16 protein-coding genes, 1 tRNA gene and 1 pseudogene are annotated in these 17,934 nt (G+C 72.9%); 7 read left to right on the top strand and 11 right to left on the bottom strand.

Annotated elements, in window-relative coordinates:
- Window positions 1-6 precede the first annotated feature (6 nt).
- Entirely contained in the window at window positions 7-930 is a 924-nt protein-coding gene (locus tag ACFYE3_RS02345) for a metallophosphoesterase (RefSeq protein ID WP_387605193.1), read from the top strand.
- On the opposite strand, the gene ACFYE3_RS02340 is transcribed toward ACFYE3_RS02345, so the two are convergent.
- Window positions 920-1,537: an RBBP9/YdeN family alpha/beta hydrolase gene (locus ACFYE3_RS02340; RefSeq protein WP_387605194.1), complete on the bottom strand. Its 618-nt coding sequence runs from the start codon at window positions 1,535-1,537 to the stop codon at window positions 920-922. The two genes, ACFYE3_RS02345 and ACFYE3_RS02340, sit on opposite strands and share 11 nt — an antisense overlap.
- Window positions 1,534-1,692 (bottom strand): hypothetical protein, encoded by a 159-nt coding sequence (locus ACFYE3_RS02335; RefSeq protein ID WP_165979625.1) that lies wholly within the window; start codon window positions 1,690-1,692, stop codon window positions 1,534-1,536. Before ACFYE3_RS02335 ends, ACFYE3_RS02340 begins: the two co-directional genes overlap by 4 nt.
- A gap of 218 nt (window positions 1,693-1,910) precedes the next feature.
- On the opposite strand from ACFYE3_RS02335, the gene ACFYE3_RS02330 reads away from it, so the two are divergent.
- From ACFYE3_RS02330 to ACFYE3_RS02315, 4 genes are all read left to right on the top strand, one after another.
- The gene (locus ACFYE3_RS02330) at window positions 1,911-4,760 is read left to right on the top strand and encodes an FAD-binding and (Fe-S)-binding domain-containing protein (RefSeq protein ID WP_387605196.1); all 2,850 of its coding nucleotides are present in this window, start codon (window positions 1,911-1,913) and stop codon (window positions 4,758-4,760) included.
- Window positions 4,761-4,828: 68 nt separating this feature from the next.
- Window positions 4,829-5,326, top strand: coding sequence for a MarR family winged helix-turn-helix transcriptional regulator (locus ACFYE3_RS02325; RefSeq protein ID WP_387605197.1), 498 nt, complete (start codon window positions 4,829-4,831; stop codon window positions 5,324-5,326).
- Window positions 5,327-5,331: 5 nt separating this feature from the next.
- Complete coding sequence (locus ACFYE3_RS02320; protein ID WP_387605198.1) at window positions 5,332-5,754, top strand: organic hydroperoxide resistance protein; 423 nt, start codon at window positions 5,332-5,334, stop codon at window positions 5,752-5,754.
- A 58-nt stretch (window positions 5,755-5,812) separates the two neighbouring features.
- Entirely contained in the window at window positions 5,813-6,820 is a 1,008-nt protein-coding gene (locus ACFYE3_RS02315; RefSeq protein WP_387605199.1) for an NADP-dependent oxidoreductase, read from the top strand.
- Here ACFYE3_RS02315 and ACFYE3_RS02310 read toward each other — a convergent pair.
- The 7 genes from ACFYE3_RS02310 to ACFYE3_RS02280 form a co-directional block, all read right to left on the bottom strand.
- Complete coding sequence (locus ACFYE3_RS02310) at window positions 6,810-7,508, bottom strand: haloacid dehalogenase type II (RefSeq protein ID WP_387605200.1); 699 nt, start codon at window positions 7,506-7,508, stop codon at window positions 6,810-6,812. The two genes, ACFYE3_RS02315 and ACFYE3_RS02310, sit on opposite strands and share 11 nt — an antisense overlap.
- A gap of 62 nt (window positions 7,509-7,570) precedes the next feature.
- Window positions 7,571-8,281 carry an HAD family hydrolase gene (locus ACFYE3_RS02305; RefSeq protein ID WP_387605202.1) on the bottom strand — a complete coding sequence of 237 codons (711 nt, stop codon included), beginning with the start codon at window positions 8,279-8,281 and terminating at the stop codon, window positions 7,571-7,573.
- 78 nt (window positions 8,282-8,359) lie between these two features.
- Window positions 8,360-9,952 (bottom strand): M28 family peptidase, encoded by a 1,593-nt coding sequence (locus tag ACFYE3_RS02300; protein ID WP_387605204.1) that lies wholly within the window; start codon window positions 9,950-9,952, stop codon window positions 8,360-8,362.
- A 263-nt stretch (window positions 9,953-10,215) separates the two neighbouring features.
- Window positions 10,216-11,670, bottom strand: coding sequence for a M28 family peptidase (locus ACFYE3_RS02295; protein WP_387605205.1), 1,455 nt, complete (start codon window positions 11,668-11,670; stop codon window positions 10,216-10,218).
- Window positions 11,658-11,789 (bottom strand): hypothetical protein, encoded by a 132-nt coding sequence (locus tag ACFYE3_RS02290; RefSeq protein ID WP_387605206.1) that lies wholly within the window; start codon window positions 11,787-11,789, stop codon window positions 11,658-11,660. Before ACFYE3_RS02290 ends, ACFYE3_RS02295 begins: the two co-directional genes overlap by 13 nt.
- Window positions 11,790-11,984: 195 nt before the next feature.
- A complete protein-coding gene (locus tag ACFYE3_RS02285; RefSeq protein ID WP_387605207.1) occupies window positions 11,985-13,574 on the bottom strand; it encodes a M20/M25/M40 family metallo-hydrolase in 1,590 nt (529 codons plus the stop codon).
- Between the two features lie 157 nt (window positions 13,575-13,731).
- Complete coding sequence (locus ACFYE3_RS02280) at window positions 13,732-14,994, bottom strand: M28 family peptidase (RefSeq protein WP_387605208.1); 1,263 nt, start codon at window positions 14,992-14,994, stop codon at window positions 13,732-13,734.
- Window positions 14,995-15,212: 218 nt separating this feature from the next.
- On the opposite strand from ACFYE3_RS02280, the gene ACFYE3_RS02275 reads away from it, so the two are divergent.
- Window positions 15,213-15,289, top strand: a tRNA-Pro gene (locus ACFYE3_RS02275).
- 639 nt (window positions 15,290-15,928) lie between these two features.
- A pseudogene (locus tag ACFYE3_RS02270) lies at window positions 15,929-16,042 on the top strand (IS5/IS1182 family transposase); the annotation flags it as partial.
- Window positions 16,043-16,184: 142 nt separating this feature from the next.
- Here the strand turns inward: ACFYE3_RS02270 and ACFYE3_RS02265 are convergent.
- Both ACFYE3_RS02265 and ACFYE3_RS02260 read right to left on the bottom strand, forming a co-directional pair.
- Complete coding sequence (locus tag ACFYE3_RS02265) at window positions 16,185-16,643, bottom strand: hypothetical protein (RefSeq protein WP_387606032.1); 459 nt, start codon at window positions 16,641-16,643, stop codon at window positions 16,185-16,187.
- A 571-nt stretch (window positions 16,644-17,214) separates the two neighbouring features.
- Window positions 17,215-17,910 (bottom strand): hypothetical protein, encoded by a 696-nt coding sequence (locus ACFYE3_RS02260; protein ID WP_387605209.1) that lies wholly within the window; start codon window positions 17,908-17,910, stop codon window positions 17,215-17,217.
- Window positions 17,911-17,934 lie beyond the last annotated feature (24 nt).

Raw genomic sequence — 17,934 nt, 5'->3', positions numbered from 1 at the left:
CCGGGAATGAACCACGTCCACACCCCCCGGGGCGCCGTCGCGCCCGCCCTGCGGACCGCGGCCGCCGTGACGGCGGCCGGTGCCGGAGCGGCGGCGGGCCTCGGTGCGTGGGGCGTCGTCGTCGAGCGCCGCCGCTTCCAGCTGCGCACGGAACGGCTCCGCCTGCTGCCCGAGGGCAGCGCGCCCCTGCGGATCCTGCACCTGTCGGACCTGCACGTCTGGCCCGGCCAGCGCGCGGTGCGGGAGTTCGTGCACTCGCTCGCGGCGCTGGAGCCGGACCTCGTGGTGGACACCGGGGACAACCTCTCCCACCCCGGGGCGCTGCCGTGGCTGCTGGAGATCCTGGAGCCGCTGTTCCGCTTCCCCGGGGCCTACGTCCCGGGGTCCAACTGCTACTTCGCGCCGCGGCCCAAGAACCCGTTCCGGTACCTGTGGCGGGACACCTCCGGGGAGGGCCGGGACGAGGTGCCCCTGCTGCCCACCCAGGACATGCACGACGCGTTCGACGCCGCGGGCTGGACGCCGCTGATCAACCGCTCCGCCCGGATGGAGGTCGCGGGCCTGACCCTGGACCTGTCCGGGGTGGACGACCCGCACCTGGGCTACGACCGGCACCCCGGCTTCGGGGACCCCGCGACGGCGGACCTGCGCCTCGGGGTGGCCCACGCCCCCTACCTGCGGACCCTCGACCGCTTCGCCGAGGACGGCGCGCAGCTGGTGCTGGCCGGGCACACGCACGGTGGGCAGGTGTGCCTGCCGGGCGGGCGGGCGCTGGTGAGCAACTGCGATCTCGAGCCGGAGCGCTGCAAGGGCCTCATCACCCAGGGCGGGGTGCCGGTCAACGTCTCGGCGGGCCTGGGGACGTCCCGCTTCGCCCCGATCCGGCTGTTCTGCCCGCCGGAGGCCGTGCTCCTGACGCTCACGGACTGAACGGGTCTCCCCCGGACGCCCACGCCCCGGAGCCGCCGGGTGGCACCAGGGCGTCGAGCACGGCGGGCAGCCGGGTGACGCCGTCGGAGCCGCAGAAGTGCCCGGCCCGCGGCACCACCCGCACCGGGGCGCCGAGGCGTTCGGCGAGCGCCTCGGTGGCGGCCGGGGGCACGGTCGGGTCGTCGTCCGAGCGCAGCACCAGCCGGCGCCGGACGTTGGCGCGCACCGCGGAGACGTCCACGTCCTCGGCGAGGAACTCGTCCAGGAGCGGCACGCCCTCGAGCCGTCCCGTGAAGCCGGCCACGAGCACCAGCCCGCCCAGCGTCCAGGGCTCGGGCAGACCGGCGAGGTGGCGCAGGAGGGTGATGCAGCCCAGGCTGTGGCCCACCAGGTGGGTGTGCCGGTCCGGCTCGCCCACCGCCCGCGCCACCGCGGCCAGCCACGCCCCGGCCTCCGGGAAGGACGGCTCCGGCAGCTCCACGACGACCGTCCGCACGCCCTCGGCGGTGAGCCGTTCACGCAGCCACGGGAACCAGTGCTGGTCGGGGGCGGCGTCGTAGCCGTGCACCACCACAACGCGGCGGACGTCCGGCTCGGGGGCGCTCACCCGGAGATCTCGGGGACCGCCACGATGATCCGGTGGTTGGTCTTGTCGCACAGGTACATCTCGACCGTGCCCTCGGGCACGGGACCGCCCTCGGGCCACTGGTCCTCGGGGATCTGGCGCAGGGGTCCGCCGCAGGACGGGCAGATGGGGTCCATGGTGGTCTCCTCCAGGGTCGGCTCGCGGGCCGGCGGGCCCGTGGCCCGAGCTTCCCCCAAAACGGCGCCGCCCACAATCCCCCGCACGCCCCGGGCCGCTGGGCGGGCACGAGCGGAGGGCACGAGAGGGCGGGGCGGAGCGGGCCGGCGCCTGTGGTCGCACCATAGGATGTGGCGTGGACCACGCCGGCCGCCCCGACTCCCCGTCAGGAGATCCCATGACCGCTCCCAGCGCGCACCGCGCCCCCGTCCCCGAGGCCCTGCTGGAGGACCTCCGGACCTCGTGCGGCCGCGACGCGGTCGTGGACTCGGAGCTCGAGCACCGCGCGCTGGCCCACGACGCCTCCCACTACCTGCTGCAGCCCGCGGCGGTGGTGCGCCCGCGCTCGGCCGCGGACATGGGCCACCTCTTCCGCGCGGTCGCCCGTCACGGCCTCGGTCTGACCTTCCGCTCCGGCGGGACGTCGCTGTCCGGGCAGTCCGTGACGGACCAGGTGCTGGTCGACGTGCGGCGGAACTTCCGGGGGATCGAGGTGCTGGACGGCGGCCGGCGGGTCCGTGTGCAGCCGGGGGCCACGGTGCGGCAGGTCAACGCCCGGCTGGCCCCGTACGGGCACAAGCTCGGGCCCGACCCGGCGAGCGAGGCCGCGTGCACGATCGGCGGCGTGGTGGCCAACAACTCCTCGGGGATGGCCTGCGGGACCGAGGCCAACACGTACCGGACGCTGGAGTCCATGGTGTTCGTCCTGCCGTCCGGGACCCGGGTGGACACCGCGGCCCCGGACGCCGACCGGCGGCTGCGGGAGCTCGAGCCCGCCCTGCACGAGGGCCTGCTGCGGCTGCGGGACCGCGTGCGCCAGGACCCGGCGTCGGTGCGCACGATCGAGCGGCAGTTCTCGATGAAGAACACGATGGGCTACGGCCTCAACTCCTTCCTGGACCACGACGAGCCGGTGCGGATCCTCGAGCACCTGCTGATCGGCAGCGAGGGCACCCTGGGCTTCGTGGCCCAGGCGGTCCTCCGCACGGTGGAGATCCTGCCCTTCGCCTCCACGGGGCTGCTGGTCTTCCCGGACCTGGCCGCGGCCACCCGCACGGTCCCCGCCCTGGTGGCGGTCCGTTCCGCCACGGTCGAGCTGCTCGACGCCACGTCCCTGAGGGTCTCCCAGCGCACGGGGCTGGCCCCGGCGCAGATCCTGGACATCGGCGTCCGCGACCACGCGGCGCTGCTCGTCGAGTACCAGGGACGCACGCGCGAGGAGGAACAGGAGCTCTCTGCGGCCGCCGCAGGGCTGTTCCGCACCCTGGACCTCGCGGCGCCGCCCGCCCTGACGGACGACCCCGCCGCCCGCGCCGCGCTGTGGACCGTGCGCAAGGGCCTCTACACCACCGTGGCGGGGGCCCGGCCGAGCGGGTCCAACGCGCTGCTCGAGGACGTCGTCGTCCCCGTCGCGGAGCTCGGCGAGACCTGCGAGCAGCTCACGGAGCTCTTCGACGCCCACGGCTACCGGGACTCCGTGATCTTCGGGCACGCCAAGGACGGCAACGTGCACTTCATGCTCAACGAGCAGTTCGACCGCCCGGACCTGCTGGCCCGCTACGAGCGCTTCACCGAGGACATGGTCGCCCTGGTCCTCGACCACCACGGCTCGCTGAAGGCCGAGCACGGCACCGGCCGCAACATGGCGCCGTTCGTGCGCCGGCAGTACGGGGACGAGCTCTACGACGTCATGGTCCAGCTCAAGCGGCTCGTGGACCCGGGCGCGCTGCTGAACCCGGGCGTGCTGCTCAACGAGGACCCCACCGTCTACGTGCGGGACCTCAAGACCGCGCCCACGGTCGAGCAGGAGGTGGACCGGTGCGTGGAGTGCGGCTACTGCGAGCCGGTGTGCCCGTCCAAGGACCTCACCCTCACGCCGCGGCAGCGCATCGTGGGCCGCCGGGAGATCGCCGCGGCCGAGAATCGCGGGGACGCGGAGCTCGCCGCCCGGCTGCGCGCCGAGTACGACTACGAGGGCCTGCAGACGTGCGCCGTGGACGGGATGTGCGTGACGGCCTGCCCCGTGCTCATCAACACGGGGGACCTGGTGCGCCGGCTGCGCGCTGAGGACCACAGCCGGGTCGCGGACGCCGGCTGGGGCGCCGCCGCGAAGGTGTGGGGGGCGACGACGACGGGCGCGGGGCTCGGCCTGACCGCCGCGAAGGTCCTGCCCACCGCGCTGCCGGCGGCCGCGACCGCCGCGGCGCGGGCCGTGCTCGGCGCCGAGCACGTGCCGCAGTACAAGGACGAGCTGCCCGCGGGCGGCCCGCCCCGGCCGCATCGGCAGGACCCGGCCGCGGAGGCCGTGTTCTTCCCGGCGTGCATCAACTCGATGTTCGGCACGGCCGCGCGCCCCGGGGACGGCACGGGACTGACCGCCTCCGAGGCCTTCCTGGCGCTGTGCGACCGCGCCGGGGTGCACGTCACCGTCCCGGAGGGCATCGGCAGCCTGTGCTGCGGGACGCCGTGGAAGTCGAAGGGGCTGCCCTCCGGGTACGCCACGATGTCGGAGCGGACGCTGCCGGCCCTGTGGGAGGCCACCCGCCAGGGCGAGCTGCCGGTCGTCTGCGACGCCGCGTCCTGCACCGAGGGCCTGGAGACCATGGCCGGGCCGGCGGCGGCCTCCAGCCGGTACCACGCGCTGCGGTTCGTGGACGCGGTCGAGTTCGTGGCCGACCGGGTGCTGGGGCGGCTGTCCGTCAGCCGCCCGATCGGGTCGATGGCGCTGCACCCCACGTGCTCGAGCGTGCACCTGGGCATCACCGGCGCCTTCGAGACGCTGGCCCGGGCGATCAGCGAGGACGTGGTCGTGCCCAACGCCTGGGGCTGCTGCGCCTACGCCGGGGACCGCGGCATGCTGCACCCCGAGTTCACGGCCTCGGCCACCGCGGCCGAGGCCCGCGAGGTCACCGGCCGCCGCTTCGACGCCTACGCGTCGCTCAACCGCACGTGCGAGCAGGGCATGACGGAGGCCACCGGACACCCGTACCGGCACGTGCTGGAGCACCTGGAGGAGGCGACCCGCTGAGCCGCCCCGCTTTATCCATTGCGCACAACTGAGTTGTGTGCAACCGATCTCTGTGCCACCCTGGGGGCATGGACGCAGATCTCCGGCTCGACGCACAGCTGTGCTTCGCGCTCTACGCCGCCTCGCGAGCCACGACCGCGGCCTACCGCGAGCCGCTCGCGGAGCTCGGCCTGACCTATCCGCAGTACCTCGCACTGCTCGCGCTGTGGGAGGAGGACGGCCAGACCGTCTCGGCGCTCGGCGCCCGCCTGCGCCTGGACAGCGGCACCCTCTCCCCGCTGCTGAAACGGATGGAGACCGGCGGCCTCCTCGAGCGCCGCCGGGGCCACGACGACGAGCGGCGGGTCACCGTCCACCTCACGCCGGCCGGGGACCGGCTGCGCGAGCGCGCCCCGGCCGTGCAGCAGCGCGTCCTGGAGGCCTCGGGGCTCACCGCCGCCGAGATGCAGACGCTGCGGACACTGGCCCGCAGGATCGGCGCGCCCGCCGACGCCACGAACAGCACCACGAACAGCACCGGACCGAACCCGACCGGGGCGAACACCACCACCGACACCCAGGAGTGACCAGCATGGACACCGTCTACACCGCCGAGGCCCTCGCCACCGGCGCCGGCCGCAACGGCCGCACCCGCACCACCGACGGCCGGATCGACCTCGGCCTGGCCGTCCCGCAGGAGATGGGCGGCTCCGGCGACGGCGCGAACCCGGAGCAGCTCTTCGCCGCCGGCTACGCCGCCTGCTTCCACTCCGCCCTGCAGATGGTGGCCCGGCAGGAGAAGGTCAGGCTCGGCGACTCCAGCGTCGGGGCCCGCGTGGGCATCGGCGACAACGGCCAGGGCGGCTTCGGCCTCGAGGTGGACCTGGAGGTCGTGCTTCCGGACCTGGACCAGGCCACCGCCCAGTCCCTGGCCGACAAGGCCCACCAGGTGTGCCCGTACTCGAACGCCACCCGCGGCAACGTCGACGTCCGCGTGACCGTCGCCGAGGACTGATCCCCTGCTCCCCCGCCCCCTTCCACGCCGCGCAGACCTTCCACCCCCAGGAGAACCGATGACCCCGCCCACCAGCACCCGTCAGATCGTGCTCGCCTCCCGTCCCCAGGGCACCCCCTCGCCCGAGAACTTCCGGCTCGAGGAGACGGCGCTGCCCGGGGCCGGCCCCGGACAGGTCGTGGTCGCCAACCGCTGGATGTCCGTGGACCCGTACATGCGCGGCCGGATGAACGACGTGAAGTCCTACGTCCCGCCGTTCCAGGTGGACCGCCCGCTCGACGGCGCCGCCGTGGGCGAGGTCGTCGCCTCCGCCGCGCCGGAGCTGCCGGTGGGCACCACCGTGCTGCACGGCGCCGGCTGGCGCGAGCACGCGGTGGTCGACGCCGGTTCCGCCACCGTGGTGGACCCCGGGGCCGCGCCGGAGTCCGCCTACCTGGGCGTGCTCGGCATGCCGGGGCTCACCGCGTACGCCGGCCTCATGGCGGCGGCACGGTTCCGGCCCGGGGACACGGTGTTCGTCTCGGGCGCCGCCGGGGCCGTGGGCTCGCTCGTCGGCCAGATCGCGAAGCTCAGCGGCGCCGCGCGCGTGGTGGGCAGCGCCGGCTCCCCGGAGAAGGTCGCCCGCCTGCTGGAGCTCGGCTTCGACGCCGCCTTCGACTACCACGACGGCCCGGTGCTCCCCCAGCTGCGGCGCGCGGCGCCCGAGGGCATCGACGTGTACTTCGACAACGTGGGCGGCGAGCACCTGGAGGCCGCGATCTCCGCGCTGAACCCGCACGGCCGCGTGTGCCTGTGCGGAGCGATCTCGCAGTACAACGCGACCGAGCCGCCGGCGGCGCCGAGGAACCTGGCGCTGGCCATCGGCAAGATGCTGAGCCTGCAGGGCTTCCTGGTGAGCGGTCACCAGGACCTGGGCCCGGAGTTCCGCGAGAAGATGGCGGGCTGGCTGGCGGCCGGCGAGATCCAGTGGGACGAGACCGTGCGCGAGGGGCTCGACGACGCCCCGCAGGCGTTCATCGACCTGCTCGCCGGGGCCAACACCGGGAAGATGGTCGTCAGGCTGTGAGAGCGGCGCCGCCGGCGTTCAGCCGCGCGGCGAGCTCCCGCACCCCGGACACCCTGATGTCCGGGGTGCGCGCATACTGGGGATAGGGAGAGCCGTACCGGTCGATCCAGGCCGTGCGCATCCCCGCCCTGGCGGCGCCGTGCAGGTCCCACGGGTGCACCGCGATCATGAGCATCTGCTCCAGAGGCACGCCCCACGCCCCGCTCGCCCAGGTGTAGGCCTCGGACGCCGGCTTCCAGCAGGGGGCCTCCTCGACGGAGCGGACGTGCTCGAAGTGCTGCCGGACGCCCGCGCGCTCCAGCAGGCCCTCGGCGGTGGCCGCGGAGCCGTTGGTGAGGGCGGTGAGCCGGAACCCGGCCTCCGCCAGGGACCGCACCCCGTCCGGGACGTCGGCGTGGGCGGGCAGCTGCTGCACGGCCTCCAGGACGTGGGCCACGGCGTGCTCCACGCCCCCGGTCGGCGGGTGCAGGGTGAAGAGCGCGCGCGCCACCTCCTGCCCCAGCACGGAGAACGGCTGGGCCTCGCCGTGCACGGCCAGCGCGAAGCCCTCCCGCAGGACGGAGGCGAACCACGTGGCCGCCAGCTCCCCCGGCACGCCCACCTCCTCGAAGGCGTGGTGCAGGGGTCCCAGGTCCGAGAGGGTCTCGTTCACGTCGAACACGAGGACGGGTCTGTCGTCGGTGGTCATGGCGGGGCCTTCCGTTCGCGGTGGTGCACAGCGTAGTCCGCGCGGGCGCCGGCGGGGAGCGCTCAGCCCGCCGGGACGAGCCGGCCCAGGGGGCTGTTCTCGAAGTCGTCCAGCAGGGCCTGCGGGTCCGCGTAGACGGCCACGGCCCCGGCCTCGCGCAGCTCCGCCTCGCTGATCCCGCCGCTCGTCAGGCACACGGCGTCGAGGCCGAGCTTCCACGCGGACTCGACGTCCCAGCGGGCGTCCCCCACCACGATCGCGTCCCCGGGGCGCAGGTTCCCGGCCTCCAGCGCCGCGGCGAAGATGTCCGGGGCGGGCTTGCTGTGCTCGGCGTCCGTGGCGGTGGTGACCGCCGTGAGCAGGTCGTCCGAGCCGAGGGTCTCCCGCATGGCGGCCACCTCGGTGGCGTTCGACGACGACGCCAGCACCACCACGAGTCCGGCGTCGGCGCAGCGGCGCAGCAGCTCCGCCGCGCCGCGGGTGGGCTTGAGCCCCGGCCAGTGCACGGAGAACAGGGCTCCGTGGGCGTCACCGATGGCGTCGTCCTCGTCCTTGTCCCGGTCCGCGGGCAGCAGCTCGTCGATCAGCTGCTCCGAGCCCATGCCGATGAGCCGGTGGATGCGGTGCATGGGCACGTCGTGGCCGGCCTGGTTGAAGGCGTGCCACCAGGCGACGGTGTGCAGGTAGCTCGAGTCGATGAGGGTGCCGTCGACGTCGAAGAGGACGCCGCGCCTGGCCGGCGCGGAGGAGTCGGGGGTCCGGGGAGGAGTCATGGCCTCACCCTTCCACCCGGTGGCCGGGGGAGCAATGGGTGGCGGGGTTCCGGCCGGACGGCTCCGGGATCCTTCCGGTCACTGGTCCGGTGCGTCCTCGGCGGCGTTGCCCGGGCCGTTGCCCTGGTCCACGGTGGCGGGTCCGAGCGGGAGCTCCCGGCTTCCCTGCTGTCCGCCCGCGCCGTCGAGGTCCTGGGTGGAGGCCGCGAAGCGCCGGACCACGGCGGCCGCCGCGTCGGTCATCTCGGCCAGGCCCCGGACGTCGACGTTGGCGAGGTCGTCGCACGCGCCGTGGTAGCAGAAGTCGTAGGCGACCCCGGCCCGGCCGCCGAACAGGGCTGCCTGCTCGGCGGTCTTGATCCCCTCCGCGCCCGTGAAGAGACCGCCGGAGGGAATGCCCTCGGCGATGAACGGCCCGTAGTCGCTGCGGCCGTTGAACTCCGTCTCGCCGGAGGCCAGTCCCACGGAGCCGAAGTGCTCGTGGAACGCCGCCTCGATCGCGGCGGAGCCTTCCGGGGCCGTCACGGGACCGTCGGGACCTTGTACGGGCGGGAACGCGGAGTGGTCGCCGTCGTAGACGAAGCGCCCGTAGTTCGGGGAGCCGATCATGTCGAAGTTCAGGTACAGCGCGATGTCCTCCAGCGTCCCGGGATCGTTCGCCTTCAGATCCGCGACGTAGTGCCGGGACCCGCGCAGGCCGAACTCCTCCGCGCCCCACCAGGCGAAGCGCACGGTGTTGGCGGTCTCCGTGCCCGCGAGCGCCTCGGCGATGGCCAGGATCCCCGCGGAGCCCGAGCCGTTGTCGTTGATCCCCGCGCCCTCGGGCACGCTGTCCAGGTGGGCGCCGACCATCACCGTGTTCCCGGGGTCGCCCGTGCTCGTCTCGGCGAGGACGTTGTAGGTCTGGCGGTTCTCGGAGACGGTCTGCGCCGTCACGGTCACCGCGCCCCCGCCCAGCAGAGCGGTCCCAGCCGCGTGGCTGAGACCGACCACGGGGAGGGTCGTGCCACCGGGCTCCCCCAGCGTGCCGGCGACCACGCCCTCCTCGCCGGGCAGTCCCGTGTTGAAGATCAGCACGGCGGACGCCCCGGCGGCCTGCGCGTTGGCGGCCTTCACTCCGAAGGTGCACGTGCCCCTCTGGAGCAGGGCCACGCTGCCCGCCGTGAATCCGGCGAAGTCCTCGGCCTCGCAGCCGCTGGTGCCCGCCGCCGGGGCACCGGTGGTGTCCACGGCCTGCACCGGTGCGGTTACCGTGCCGGAGCCGGAGTAGACCATCACGGCCGCCTCCGCGGCGGTCAGGGTCCGCGGGACACCGCCCGGTCCGGGCACGGCCACCGTCGTCGGGACGACCTCCTGGAAGAAGGGGAACGGAAACGCCTGGACCCGCGGGGCGTAGCCGGCGGCCCGCAGTCTGCCGACCACGTAGTCAGCGCTGCCCCGGTAGCCGGGCGTGCCCGAGGCACGGTTGCCGTTGTTGGCGTGGGCGACGGCCTGGAACACCTCGAGGTGCTCCAGCACCTGCTCCGGTGGAACGGCCGTGGCCGTCCCGGCGGCCGCTCCGGCGCGGTCGCTCTCCCCAGGCGGCGCCGCGACGGCTCCCGGCACCGAGAACGCCAGGGTGCCGGCCAGGGCGGCGGCCACGGTCCAACGGCTGGGTGTGCGGTGCGGCATGGGTCCTCCCGGGGCCGGGGGCCGATCAGGGGCTCGACCGTGTCCGTCATCGGCTCCATCGAACAGGTGGAGCACTGTGCACAGAATCCCAGCCCCAGGTCAGAGGCACAATAACCCGACAGATTTTGGGAAAGTGAACGGCCCCGCCCCGGCGTGGAACTGCCGGGGCGGGGCCGTTCGGCACGTGTGCGCCAGGACCGGCGGGCGGCCGCCTCGTCGTGTCCGTGGCTCCGGTTCAGGACACCGGTCTCATCGCACCGGCCTCACTGCGACTGCCTCTCGTCGGCGGCGTTGCTCGGGCCGTGGCCCTGGTCGACCGTGGCGGCGGGAATGGGCCCCACTGCGGTGCGCAGCCGCCGGCCCTCCTCCTCGAGGTCCAGGGTGGAGTTGGCGAAGCGCAGGACCACGGCGGAGGCCGCGTCGGTCATCTCGTCCAGCGTCCGGAGGTCGATGTTGCTGAGGTCGTCGCACCGCGCGTGGTAGCAGAAGTCGTAGCCGATGCCGGCCCGTCCGCCGAACAGCGCGGCCTGTTCCACGGTCTTGATCCCCTCGGCGCCGGTGAAGAGGCCGCCGGAGGCGATGCCCTCCGCGATGAACGGCCCGTAGTCGCTGCGGCCGCTGAACTCGGTCTCGCCGGAGGCCAGTCCCACGGAGCCGAAGTGCTCGTGGAAGGCCGCCTCGATCGCGGCCGACCCCGCAGGGGCGGGCACCGAGCCGTCCTCCGGGCCGAAGGCCGAGGCGTCGCCGTCGTAGACGAAGCGGCCGTGGTTCGGGGAGCCGATCATGTCGAAGTTCAGGTACAGGGCGACGTTCTCGAGCGCCGCGGCATCGTTGGCCTTGAGGTCCGCCACGTAGTGGCGGGAGCCGAGCAGGCCGAACTCCTCCGCGCCCCACCAGGCGAAGCGCAGGGCGTTGGCCGTCTCGGTGCCCGCGAGCGCCTCGGCGATGGCCAGGATCCCCGCGGAGCCGGAGGCGTTGTCGTTGATTCCCGGGCCCTCCGGGACGCTGTCCAGGTGGGCGCCCACCATGACCGTGCGCTCCGGGGTGCCCGTGCGGGTCTCGGCGAGGACGTTGAAGGTCTCCCGGCTCTCGGAGACGGTCTGCGTGCTGACGGTCACCTCGCCCCCGCCCAGCAGCGCCTTGCCGGCGGCGTAGCTGAGACCGACCACGGGGATGGTCGTCGCCCCCGGTTCGCCGAGGGTGCCCGCGACCACGCCCTCCGACCCCGGCAGTCCGGTGTTGAAGATCAGCACCGCGGACGCCCCGGCGGCCGCCGCGTTGGCGGCCTTCACCCCGAAGGCGCACGTGCCCCGCTGGAGCAGCGCGATGTTCCCGGCCACGAAGTCGGCGAAGTCCTCGGCCTCGCACCCGCTGGTGCTCGCCGCCGGTTCTCCGGTGGTTCCCACGGCCTGCACCGGTGCGGTCACGGTCCCCGAACCGGAGTAGGTCATGACCGCGACGTCCTCCGCGGCGAGCTGCCGGCCACCCGCGCTGACCGTGGCCGGGGCGACCTCCTGGAAGAAGGGGAAGGTGAAGTCCTGGACCCGCGGGGCGTAGCCGGCGGCGCGCAGCCTGCCGACCACGTAGTCCACGCTGCCCCGGTAGCCGGACGTGCCCGAGGCACGGTTGCCGTTGTTGGCGTTCGCGATGGCCTGGAACACCTCGAGGTGCTCCAGCACCTTGGCGGGAGGGACCGCCGCCGCGGTCACAGCGACCACCCCGGTGCGGTCGGCCCCGCGGCGGCGGGGACGTCGTCGTCGCTCTGGGCGCTGGTGCTCGACCATGTGAAGGCCGCCGCGGCGGCCACGGTCCGGTGGTGATGGGTGCGGTGGCGCATGGGATCTCCCGGGGCAGGGGCCGATCGGGGGCTCGACCTGGACAGCGGCTTCATCGAGCTGATGGAGCGATACGCACAGAATCCCAGCTCCCGGGCGGCGGCACAACGACCGTGCGCATTGTGGCAGAGAGAACGGCCCCGCCCCGGCACGAACTGCCGGGGGCGGGGCCGTGGAGCACCGGTGCGTCAGGACGGTCAGGCGGCCGCCTTGTCGTGGCCGTGCCCGTGGCCACGACCGTGCTCGGAGTGCGGGCCGTGGCCCCGGTCCTTGCCCTTCGGGTGGCCGACGGCGCCCTTGCCCTTCTGCCTGTAGGGCTCGCCCTCGCCGTTGACGTCGTGGGTGGACATCGCGTAGCGCAGGACGACGGCCGCGGCGGCGTCGGACATCTCCTCCATGCCCTGGAGGTTGACGTTCGTGATGTCGTCGCACGCGGAGTGGTAGCAGGCGTCGTAGGCGACACCGGCCCGGCCGCCGAACAGCTCGGCCTGCTCCGGGGTCTTCACGCCCTCGGCGCCCGTGAACAGGCCGCCGGAGGGCACGCCGGCCTCGATGAAGGGCCCGTAGTCGCTGCGACCGCTGAACTCGGTGTCGCCGGAAGCCAGTCCCACCGAGGCGAAGTACTCGTGGAACGCCGCCTCGATCGCGGCGGAGCCCTCGGGGACGTTGGTGTCGCCGGGGTCGAAGGTGGAGGCGTTGCCGTCGTAGACGAAGCGCCCGTAGTTCGGGGAGCCGATCATGTCGAAGTTCAGGTACAGCGCGATGTCCTCGAGCGCGCCCGGGTCGTTCTCCTGCAGATCGGTGACGTAGTGCTCGGCGCCTAGCAGGCCGAGCTCCTCCGCACCCCACCAGGCGAAGCGCACGTTGTTCTCGGTCTTCGTCTTGGCCATGGCCTCCGCGATGGCGAGGATGCCCGCCGACCCGGTGCCGTTGTCGCTGATGCCGGCGCCCTCGAGCACGCCGTCCAGGTGCGCGCCGACCATCACCGTGTTCTCGGGGTCGCCCGTGCCGGTCTCGGCGAGGACGTTGTAGGTGGTGCGGGTCGCCGAGACGGTGTTCGTGGCGACCGTGACCTCCGCGACGTCCAGCAGGTCCACGCCGGCCTGGTAGCTGAGCCCGACCGCCGGCAGCGTGGTGGCCTCCGGGGAGCCCAGGGTGCCGGCGACGACGCCCTCGGCGTTCGGCAGACCCGTGTTGAAGATCAGCACGGCTCTCGCGCCGGCGGCCTCCGCGTTGGCGGCCTTGACCGCGAAGGAGCACGTGCCGCGCTGGAGCAGAGCAATGTTGCCCGGCACGAAGTCCGCGAAGTCCGCGGCCTCGCAGCCGCTGGTGCTGCCCACCCGGGCCCCGGTGGTGTCGACGGCCTGCACCGTGCCGCTGACCGTGCCCGTGCCGGAGTAGGTCATCACCGCGACGTCGGCGGCGGCGAGCTGGGTGCCGTCCGCGCTGACCGTGGCGGGAGAGCGCTCCTGGAAGAACGGGAACGTGAACTCCTGGACCTCTGGGGTGTAGCCGGCGGCCCGCAGCTTCTCGACCACGTAGTCGACGCTCGCCCGGTAGCCGGAGGTGCCGGAGGCGCGGTTGCCGTCGTTGGCCTCCGCGATCGACTGGAAGGCGTTCAGGTGCCCCGTGAGCTTCTGCTCGGAGACGGCCTGGGTGATCTTGTGGGTGGTGTTGTTGTTGCTGTTGTCGCGGGTGGGGGCCGCGACGGCACTGGTCGCCGTGAGGGTCAGGGCGCCGGCCAGGGCGGCCGCGGTGATCCAGTGGCTGGGCTTGCGGACGGGCATGGAACCTCCAGGTGAGCGGCGGCCGGGAGGTAGCCCGGCCGTGACGCGGTTCACAGTCATCGAGGGATGACTCGGATTTGCACATGCTCACAAATGAGTTACCGACCAGTCAACAACTTTTGTCCACTACTTGGCCCACAACTACGGCAGGCTGGGTTCACCGGCGTCCGCGGGCGCGGCGCCGCACGCCGACGGCGACCGCGACGGCCACGGCGGCGACCACGCTCCCGACGGCGAGGCCCGTGAGGACCGGCCCGAGCTCTTCGAGCACTCCGCGGCGTGGCCACCCGTCCGGAGGATCCAGGGGCGTCCCGTCGTCGAGCGTGGACGACGCGAAGCCGAGGACGACCGCGGCCATGGCGTCGCTCATCTCCTCCAGGACCTGTCGATCGACGTTGTCCAGGTCGTCGCAGGCGGCGTGGTAACAGGGATCGTAGGCCACCCCGGCCTCCCCGCCGTACCGGGCGGCCTCCTGGCGCGTCTTCTCACCCGTGTCGCCGGTGAAGAGCCCGCCCACGGGGATCCCGGCCTCGGCGAACACGAGGTGGTCGCTGCCGTCGTCGATCGGCACCTCGTCGAAAGCCACCGCCTCGGACTCGAAGTAGCCCTCGAACGCCACCTCGATGGCGTCCGATCCGGCCGGGGCCTCGACGGCATCGTCGTGCCAGCCACCCCCGGACGTGTCGCCGTCGTAGACGAAGCGGCCGTAGTTCGGGGAGCCGATCATGTCGAAGTTCAGGTACATCGCGATGTCCTCGAACGCCCCGGGGTCGTTGGCCCGGAGGTCGGAGACGTAGTGGTCGGCGCCGTTGAGGTTCAATTCCTCCGCGCCCCACCAGGCGAAGCGCACCCTGTTCCGCGTGTCGGTGCCGGCCAAAGCCTCGGCCGCCGCGAGGACACCCGCGGCGCCGGAGCCGTTGTCGTTGAGGCCCGGCCCCTCCGGCACGCTGTCCAGGTGCGCGCCGACCACCACGGTGCTGCCCGGGTCGCCCGTGGGCGTGTCCGCCAGGACGTTGTACGTGACACGGGGGCCCGCGGCCGTGCCCTCGCCGTACTCCTCGTCGTCATACTCGTCGTGGTGCTCGTCGTGGTGCTCGTCGTGGTGCTCGTCGGGGACCGTGAAGACCTGCACCCGGGGGTCGTAGCCGGCGGCCTGCAGTCGCTCCACGACGTAATCGACGCTCGCCCGGTAGCCGGCGGTGCCCGCGGCGCGGTTGCCGCCGTGAGCGTCCGCGGCCTCCTGGAACGCCCGCAGGTGCCCCTCCAGCTGCTCGGCGGTGACGGCCCGGACGATCTCCTCCGTCGCGGCGGCACCGTCCGGCCCTGCCGGGAGCGCCGCGGCGGGGCCACCGGCCGTGAGCGAGAGGACCACCGCCGGCACGGCCCCGGCGAGCCCTCTGCTGGACGCTCGTCGACGCACGACGCCTCCCGGGAACTCAGGACCGCCCCTGCCCTGAGCGGACGTCCCAGCGGGCCGACGGCAATGTTCATTCAGGCAAACACGGGCCGGACGTCCGGTCAACGGTCCGGAGAAGAACTTCCATCCGTTTCGACACGGCGCGCGGAGCCCGATTTCCCACCCGCGCGGCCGGATGGCTATGATGGAGCAGTTGTTTCCGGCGGAGACCGGACGCTTCACGGGATGTGGCGCAGCTTGGTAGCGCGCGTCGTTCGGGACGACGAGGTCGCAGGTTCAAATCCTGTCATCCCGACCACCAGCGAAAGGCCCCGGACCAGTCGGTTCGGGGCCTTTCGCATGCCCGGGCCGCATCCCGCATGCGGCCGACTGTCCCCGCAAGAAGCGACGCCCCACCTTGATGCCTTTGCAAATTCATGGAATATGCTCGTAGGCGTCAGGGCGTGCCTGCCCGGCGGCCTCGGGATCGACCGATCGTCCGCTCCCCGCCGTCGGTGCCGCACCCCTGTCGTCACGGGCGTCATGGGGGCGCCCGGACACAGTCGTTCGCTTCGGGGGGAGTTCTCATCATCAATCTTGACATCGGTCGCGTTCTCGACCACGCCGGCACCGGCGTACTGGGCGCCGTCCTCCAGCTGTTCACGGACTGGTCCCTGTGGATAGGCATCGGTCTGGTCATCGCGGCGGTCATCAGCTCCGCCGTGACCAAGAAGGTTCCGTGGACCCGCGAGGCCTCCGTGTGGCTCTACTCCATGGCCGCCACCGCGTGCTTCGCCGTGCACTGGGCGGCCATTCCCGCATAGGAGGTAGTTTCAGAAGAAGCTGGTCGTAGCTCCCGAATGCCGCCATGGTCTCTGACGACCCTGGTGAGCATGATGGGGGATCTCGTACCGGACTCGTGGTGAGAACGAGTCGAGCCGCTACTGCCCGCCCGCTTCGGCCGTACCGCTACCCCGGGCGCAGGCCGGCTGATGACCGGGTCGCCCTGGCCGGCATCATGTTCGTCCTGGAGACCGGCATCGGCTGGAACCGGTTGCCCCGCGAACTGCTCGCTCACGGTTCCGACTCGGTCAGGACCGCTGGGTGGTCGAACGCGGCTTCGCTTGGTGGCGCCCCCACAAGCGGCGCCGCGTCCGGTGGCGTCCGTCATGGACACCATGTGCGCGGAGCCGTCCGGGAATCCGCTCGTCGCCTCAGCGACGCCTGGAGGTTCGCATTCGTGCGGCGCGCACGACCGCAACGGCCACCGCCGTGCCCACCACGGCGGCCAGGACGGCAGCCACCAGTGCGGCCGCGATGATCCAAGGCAGCTCCCCAGCCACCACCGAACCGCCCATCGCCGCCGCGAGGAAGACCCACAGTGCAGACACCAGGGCGGTCACCACCAGCGCGGACACCAAGGACACGGCGGCCCACAGCTGCACCGGGTTCGGGACCGAGTCCAGCCGCCGTCCATCCTCAAAAGCCCACGCACAGGTCAGCGCTGCAACCGCCCCGACGCCGACCAACAGCGGCGAGTACGCGGGGTCGAGGGGCAGAGACGTCGCGATCCCGGAGGCCACGGCCGCCGCGTAGGCCACTGCGAATACAATGATCAGCGCCAGGGCACGGACTGCGACCTGCTGTACCCTCCGCCGTCGTGAGGCGTTCACTGAGTGCACTCCAGCGGCAATGGCCGGTGGCACCGACCGTTGTACTCGGCGTCGTCGAGCCCCAGTAGCCGCGTCCCGATGTCGCCCGCCTGCCCTGTCCAGTGAGCCAGCTTCCCACGAGCGGTGACGACGTCGGGGTGGCCCAGGAGGAGGACGGCATCGTCGACCGGTTCGCCAAGGCACCGTGGCGGTTCCAGCGCCGCCTCCCCTGGGCGGTGTCCCAGGGACAGGATGCCCTCAAATCTCTGCGGGGCCTCCTCCGCGGCATCCTCCGCAGCGGATGCTGGAGCACCAGCAGCCGTAGGATCAAACCCGGGCACAGCGCTCACGGGGGCTCTCCTTGTATGGGGTGGGAAGCAACGGGTCTTCTCGTCCTACGGCGATCGACGTCCGGACTACGACCCGCTACACCTCGCCAGGGCGGCGGCTGCGATATGTACAGCCTCTCGAGCCGAGCCCTGCACGGCGAAGGACACGTATCCAATGAGTCGGCCTCTGCGTCATGGCACAGCACACGCCGGGCGCAGGCCGCACCGTCCAGCCGATTGACCGCGCTCCGGCCGCAACGGACCTATCTCCGGGCCGAGGAGAAGATCAGCTTCTCGTCCCCGCCCTCGAGATCCCGCTCGGCCAGAGCCCACTGACCCTGCATGAGCTGCTCGAGCAGCTCGTCGGTCAGCTGCTGCTGATCGCCGCCCTGCCTACCCAGCTCCTCCTCGAGTGCCTGCCGCAGGAGGTCCTCGGAGAACGCTCCGTCCTGCCCCGTCAGCTCCGGCGTGGAGAGGTCGTCCAGCATGCACAGTCCCTCGCAGGTGACCACGAGCTTGAGACCGGCCTCGACCGTCGTCGAGGTGGTCGTCGTGGTGCTGGTCGATGTCCGCTCCGTCGCCTGGACCGGCATGCCACCACCCACGGGACCCGCAATAGCGGCAGGTGCCTGCCCGAGGGCGGATGACGACCCGGCAGCGGGTGCCTGCCCGGAAATGCTCGTGCCTGCCGTGCCGCCGACCGGGGCGGCGACCTGGGCCGTCCCTCCGGCAGGGGCGGCAGGGTTTGCGGAGGCCTCTGCTGTCGGCGCGGGAGAGGACTTGGGCGCCGCCGGGGACGTCGGCTGCGGCGCCGGGCTCGTGGTCGGCGTCGCGGTGCTGAGCGGCGGCAGCGGTTCGTAGGTGTGCGCACCCTTCGCCTCGGCCGCGGCACCGCCACAGCCGGTGAGGGCGGCGAGCGCGAGGGACGCGACGACGACGGTGCGAGTGGTGCGGCTCATCGAGATCTCCCGGAGAACTGGGAC

It is taken from the genome of Kocuria arenosa, from assembly GCF_042879215.1.
Lineage (GTDB): Bacteria > Actinomycetota > Actinomycetes > Actinomycetales > Micrococcaceae > Kocuria > Kocuria arenosa.
Note: the sequence above shows the minus strand (reverse complement) of the source record. Positions and strands in the feature narration are given on the sequence as shown.

Bases quoted from the DNA above. Each gene is read 5' to 3' on its own strand.
- ACFYE3_RS02335 (WP_165979625.1), bottom strand. From the start codon at position 1,692: ATGGACCCCATCTGCCCGTCCTGCGGCGGACCCCTGCGCCAGATCCCC.
- ACFYE3_RS02325 (WP_387605197.1), top strand. From the start codon at position 4,829: ATGGACGCAGATCTCCGGCTCGACGCACAGCTGTGCTTCGCGCTCTAC.
- ACFYE3_RS02330 (WP_387605196.1), top strand. From the start codon at position 1,911: ATGACCGCTCCCAGCGCGCACCGCGCCCCCGTCCCCGAGGCCCTGCTG.
- ACFYE3_RS02315 (WP_387605199.1), top strand. From the start codon at position 5,813: ATGACCCCGCCCACCAGCACCCGTCAGATCGTGCTCGCCTCCCGTCCC.
- ACFYE3_RS02310 (WP_387605200.1), bottom strand. From the start codon at position 7,508: ATGACCACCGACGACAGACCCGTCCTCGTGTTCGACGTGAACGAGACC.
- ACFYE3_RS02320 (WP_387605198.1), top strand. From the start codon at position 5,332: ATGGACACCGTCTACACCGCCGAGGCCCTCGCCACCGGCGCCGGCCGC.
- ACFYE3_RS02260 (WP_387605209.1), bottom strand. From the start codon at position 17,910: ATGAGCCGCACCACTCGCACCGTCGTCGTCGCGTCCCTCGCGCTCGCC.
- ACFYE3_RS02300 (WP_387605204.1), bottom strand. From the start codon at position 9,952: ATGCCGCACCGCACACCCAGCCGTTGGACCGTGGCCGCCGCCCTGGCC.
- ACFYE3_RS02305 (WP_387605202.1), bottom strand. From the start codon at position 8,281: ATGACTCCTCCCCGGACCCCCGACTCCTCCGCGCCGGCCAGGCGCGGC.
- ACFYE3_RS02345 (WP_387605193.1), top strand. From the start codon at position 7: ATGAACCACGTCCACACCCCCCGGGGCGCCGTCGCGCCCGCCCTGCGG.
- ACFYE3_RS02290 (WP_387605206.1), bottom strand. From the start codon at position 11,789: ATGCGCCACCGCACCCATCACCACCGGACCGTGGCCGCCGCGGCGGCC.
- ACFYE3_RS02285 (WP_387605207.1), bottom strand. From the start codon at position 13,574: ATGCCCGTCCGCAAGCCCAGCCACTGGATCACCGCGGCCGCCCTGGCC.